2 tRNA genes and 3 rRNA genes are annotated in these 5,532 nt (G+C 51.3%); all 5 read right to left on the reverse strand.

Annotation, left to right across the window (positions count from 1 at the left end):
* Positions 1-93 (reverse strand): 5S ribosomal RNA (rrf, locus tag CAF74_RS28820); the annotation flags it as partial.
* 152 nt (positions 94-245) lie between these two features.
* Positions 246-3,136 (reverse strand): 23S ribosomal RNA (locus tag CAF74_RS28825).
* A 238-nt stretch (positions 3,137-3,374) separates the two neighbouring features.
* Positions 3,375-3,450: transfer RNA gene (locus CAF74_RS28830), tRNA-Ala, on the reverse strand.
* Between the two features lie 10 nt (positions 3,451-3,460).
* A tRNA-Ile gene (locus tag CAF74_RS28835) sits at positions 3,461-3,537 on the reverse strand.
* 81 nt (positions 3,538-3,618) lie between these two features.
* Positions 3,619-5,155 (reverse strand): 16S ribosomal RNA (locus CAF74_RS28840).
* Positions 5,156-5,532: the final 377 nt, after the last annotated feature.

The raw sequence follows: 5,532 nt of genomic DNA on the forward strand, positions 1-5,532 counted from the left end.
ATGGGGAAACCCCACACTACCATCGGCGATGCATCGTTTCACTTCTGAGTTCGGGATGGGATCAGGTGGTTCCAACGCTCTATGGTCGTCAAGAAATTCGGGTACTGAGTCGTGGCCAGAGGGCCTCGCTTCAGCAAATTGGGTATGTGACAGCTGTCGGTGTTTTGTGAGCGTCGAACTTTCGGTTCATTTTCGTCTTCACACACCGCAATCTGGCCTTTCGACTCAAATTGCTTGGGTGTTATATGGTCAAGCCTCACGGGCAATTAGTATTGGTTAGCTCAACGCCTCACAGCGCTTACACACCCAACCTATCAACGTCGTAGTCTTCGACGGCCCTTCAGGGAACTCAAGGTTCCAGTGAGATCTCATCTTGAGGCAAGTTTCCCGCTTAGATGCTTTCAGCGGTTATCTTTCCCGAACATAGCTACCCGGCAATGCCACTGGCGTGACAACCGGAACACCAGAGGTTCGTCCACTCCGGTCCTCTCGTACTAGGAGCAGCCCCTCTCAAATCTCAAACGTCCACGGCAGATAGGGACCGAACTGTCTCACGACGTTCTAAACCCAGCTCGCGTACCACTTTAAATGGCGAACAGCCATACCCTTGGGACCGGCTTCAGCCCCAGGATGTGATGAGCCGACATCGAGGTGCCAAACACCGCCGTCGATATGAACTCTTGGGCGGTATCAGCCTGTTATCCCCGGAGTACCTTTTATCCGTTGAGCGATGGCCCTTCCATACAGAACCACCGGATCACTAAGACCTACTTTCGTACCTGCTCGACGTGTCTGTCTCGCAGTCAAGCGCGCTTTTGCCTTTATACTCTACGACCGATTTCCGACCGGTCTGAGCGCACCTTCGTACTCCTCCGTTACTCTTTAGGAGGAGACCGCCCCAGTCAAACTACCCACCATACACTGTCCTCGATCCGGATAACGGACCTGAGTTAGAACCTCAAAGTTGCCAGGGTGGTATTTCAAGGATGGCTCCACGCGAACTGGCGTCCACGCTTCAAAGCCTCCCACCTATCCTACACAAGCAAATTCAAAGTCCAGTGCAAAGCTATAGTAAAGGTTCACGGGGTCTTTCCGTCTAGCCGCGGATACACTGCATCTTCACAGCGATTTCAATTTCACTGAGTCTCGGGTGGAGACAGCGCCGCCATCGTTACGCCATTCGTGCAGGTCGGAACTTACCCGACAAGGAATTTCGCTACCTTAGGACCGTTATAGTTACGGCCGCCGTTTACCGGGGCTTCGATCAAGAGCTTCGCGTTAGCTAACCCCATCAATTAACCTTCCGGCACCGGGCAGGCGTCACACCCTATACGTCCACTTTCGTGTTTGCAGAGTGCTGTGTTTTTAATAAACAGTCGCAGCGGCCTGGTATCTTCGACCGGCGTGGGCTTACGCAGCAAGTGCTTCACCCTCACCGGCGCACCTTCTCCCGAAGTTACGGTGCCATTTTGCCTAGTTCCTTCACCCGAGTTCTCTCAAGCGCCTTGGTATTCTCTACCCAACCACCTGTGTCGGTTTGGGGTACGGTTCCTGGTTATCTGAAGCTTAGAAGCTTTTCTTGGAAGCATGGCATCAACCACTTCGTCGCCTAAAGGCAACTCGTCATCAGCTCTCGGCCTTAAGATCCCGGATTTACCTAAGATCTCAGCCTACCACCTTAAACTTGGACAACCAACGCCAAGCTGGCCTAGCCTTCTCCGTCCCTCCATCGCAATAACCAGAAGTACAGGAATATTAACCTGTTTTCCATCGACTACGCTTTTCAGCCTCGCCTTAGGGACCGACTAACCCTGCGTCGATTAACGTTGCGCAGGAAACCTTGGTCTTTCGGCGTGGGTGTTTTTCACACCCATTGTCGTTACTCATGTCAGCATTCGCACTTCTGATACCTCCAGCAAGCTTCTCAACTCACCTTCACAGGCTTACAGAACGCTCCTCTACCGCATCACTTACGTGATACCCGTAGCTTCGGTGTATGGTTTGAGCCCCGTTACATCTTCCGCGCAGGCCGACTCGACTAGTGAGCTATTACGCTTTCTTTAAAGGGTGGCTGCTTCTAAGCCAACCTCCTAGCTGTCTAAGCCTTCCCACATCGTTTCCCACTTAACCATAACTTTGGGACCTTAGCTGACGGTCTGGGTTGTTTCCCTTTTCACGACGGACGTTAGCACCCGCCGTGTGTCTCCCATGCTCGGCACTTGTAGGTATTCGGAGTTTGCATCGGTTTGGTAAGTCGGGATGACCCCCTAGCCGAAACAGTGCTCTACCCCCTACAGTGATACATGAGGCGCTACCTAAATAGCTTTCGAGGAGAACCAGCTATCTCCGAGCTTGATTAGCCTTTCACTCCGATCCACAGGTCATCCGCTAACTTTTCAACGGTAGTCGGTTCGGTCCTCCAGTCAGTGTTACCTAACCTTCAACCTGCCCATGGATAGATCGCCCGGTTTCGGGTCTATTCCCAGCGACTAGACGCCCTATTAAGACTCGCTTTCGCTACGCCTCCCCTATTCGGTTAAGCTCGCCACTGAAAATAAGTCGCTGACCCATTATACAAAAGGTACGCAGTCACAGAACAAAGTCTGCTCCCACTGCTTGTACGCATACGGTTTCAGGATCTATTTCACTCCCCTCTCCGGGGTTCTTTTCGCCTTTCCCTCACGGTACTAGTTCACTATCGGTCAGTCAGTAGTATTTAGCCTTGGAGGATGGTCCCCCCATATTCAGACAAAGTTTCTCGTGCTCCGTCCTACTCGATTTCATGACTAAGAGACTTTCGCGTACAGGGCTATCACCCACTATGGCCGCACTTTCCAGAGCGTTCCGCTAATCTCAAAGCCACTTAAGGGCTAGTCCCCGTTCGCTCGCCACTACTAAGGGAATCTCGGTTGATTTCTTTTCCTCAGGGTACTTAGATGTTTCAGTTCCCCTGGTTCGCCTCTTGCACCTATGTATTCAGTACAAGATAACCATCTTATGATGGCTGGGTTCCCCCATTCAGACATCTCCGGATCAAAGTCTGTTTGCCGACTCCCCGAAGCTTTTCGCAGGCTACCACGTCTTTCATCGCCTCTGACTGCCAAGGCATCCACCGTATGCGCTTCTTCACTTGACCATATAACCCCAAGCAATCTGGTTATACTGTGAAGACGACATTCGCCGAAAATTCGAATTTCTCAACTAAGAGAACTCACAAATTTTACCTTAGCCTGATCACCACCAGTGAAAGTGGATCTCAGTCTATCTTTCTATCACATACCCAAATTTTTAAAGAACGATCTAATCAAAAGACTAGAAATCAATATTCAGTTCGAATATTCATTTCTAAACTCTCAAACTTTCGAAGCAGTTTATGGTGGAGCCAAGCGGGATCGAACCGCTGACCTCCTGCGTGCAAGGCAGGCGCTCTCCCAGCTGAGCTATGGCCCCATAACAAAATTGGTGGGTCTGGGCAGATTCGAACTGCCGACCTCACCCTTATCAGGGGTGCGCTCTAACCAACTGAGCTACAGACCCAATTTCGGGCTGCTTCTTTCGTCTTCTTCAATGAATCAAGCAATTCGTGTGGGAACTTATGGAGCAGCTGATGTCGTCGATTAAGGAGGTGATCCAGCCGCAGGTTCCCCTACGGCTACCTTGTTACGACTTCACCCCAGTCATGAATCACACCGTGGTAACCGTCCTCCCGAAGGTTAGACTAGCTACTTCTGGTGCAACCCACTCCCATGGTGTGACGGGCGGTGTGTACAAGGCCCGGGAACGTATTCACCGCGACATTCTGATTCGCGATTACTAGCGATTCCGACTTCACGCAGTCGAGTTGCAGACTGCGATCCGGACTACGATCGGTTTTATGGGATTAGCTCCACCTCGCGGCTTGGCAACCCTTTGTACCGACCATTGTAGCACGTGTGTAGCCCAGGCCGTAAGGGCCATGATGACTTGACGTCATCCCCACCTTCCTCCGGTTTGTCACCGGCAGTCTCCTTAGAGTGCCCACCATTACGTGCTGGTAACTAAGGACAAGGGTTGCGCTCGTTACGGGACTTAACCCAACATCTCACGACACGAGCTGACGACAGCCATGCAGCACCTGTCTCAATGTTCCCGAAGGCACCAATCCATCTCTGGAAAGTTCATTGGATGTCAAGGCCTGGTAAGGTTCTTCGCGTTGCTTCGAATTAAACCACATGCTCCACCGCTTGTGCGGGCCCCCGTCAATTCATTTGAGTTTTAACCTTGCGGCCGTACTCCCCAGGCGGTCAACTTAATGCGTTAGCTGCGCCACTAAGAGCTCAAGGCTCCCAACGGCTAGTTGACATCGTTTACGGCGTGGACTACCAGGGTATCTAATCCTGTTTGCTCCCCACGCTTTCGCACCTCAGTGTCAGTATCAGTCCAGGTGGTCGCCTTCGCCACTGGTGTTCCTTCCTATATCTACGCATTTCACCGCTACACAGGAAATTCCACCACCCTCTACCATACTCTAGCTCGCCAGTTTTGGATGCAGTTCCCAGGTTGAGCCCGGGGATTTCACATCCAACTTAACGAACCACCTACGCGCGCTTTACGCCCAGTAATTCCGATTAACGCTTGCACCCTCTGTATTACCGCGGCTGCTGGCACAGAGTTAGCCGGTGCTTATTCTGTCGGTAACGTCAAAATTGCAGAGTATTAATCTACAACCCTTCCTCCCAACTTAAAGTGCTTTACAATCCGAAGACCTTCTTCACACACGCGGCATGGCTGGATCAGGCTTTCGCCCATTGTCCAATATTCCCCACTGCTGCCTCCCGTAGGAGTCTGGACCGTGTCTCAGTTCCAGTGTGACTGATCATCCTCTCAGACCAGTTACGGATCGTCGCCTTGGTGAGCCATTACCTCACCAACTAGCTAATCCGACCTAGGCTCATCTGATAGCGCAAGGCCCGAAGGTCCCCTGCTTTCTCCCGTAGGACGTATGCGGTATTAGCGTTCCTTTCGAAACGTTGTCCCCCACTACCAGGCAGATTCCTAGGCATTACTCACCCGTCCGCCGCTGAATCCAGGAGCAAGCTCCCTTCATCCGCTCGACTTGCATGTGTTAGGCCTGCCGCCAGCGTTCAATCTGAGCCATGATCAAACTCTTCAGTTCAAACATCTTTGGGTTTTTAAGAAACCCTAAACTTGGCTCAGCAATCGTTGGTTACATCTTTGATTTCTCGCGGAGTAACTTGTGATGCTGATAATCTTGTTGACTATCAGTCTGACTCCACAAGCACCCACACGAATTGCTTGATTCAGTTGTTAAAGAGCGGTTGGTTAAGATCTTTCGTCTCAACCGAGGCGCGCATTCTACAGCAGCCTCATTTGCTGTCAAGTGATTATTTTCAGAAGCTTTCGAAAATTTCTTCAACAACTTCAACCACTTGCGCTTCCGATCTCTCGTTAGCGGGAGGCGAATTCTACAGCGTTACACGCTGCTGTCAACACCTCTTTTTCTCCGCTTTCGACCGAGAAGATCGAACCGTT

The sequence above is a fragment of the Pseudomonas sp. R45(2017) genome (assembly GCF_002112305.1).
Classification (GTDB): domain Bacteria; phylum Pseudomonadota; class Gammaproteobacteria; order Pseudomonadales; family Pseudomonadaceae; genus Aquipseudomonas; species Aquipseudomonas paraglycinae.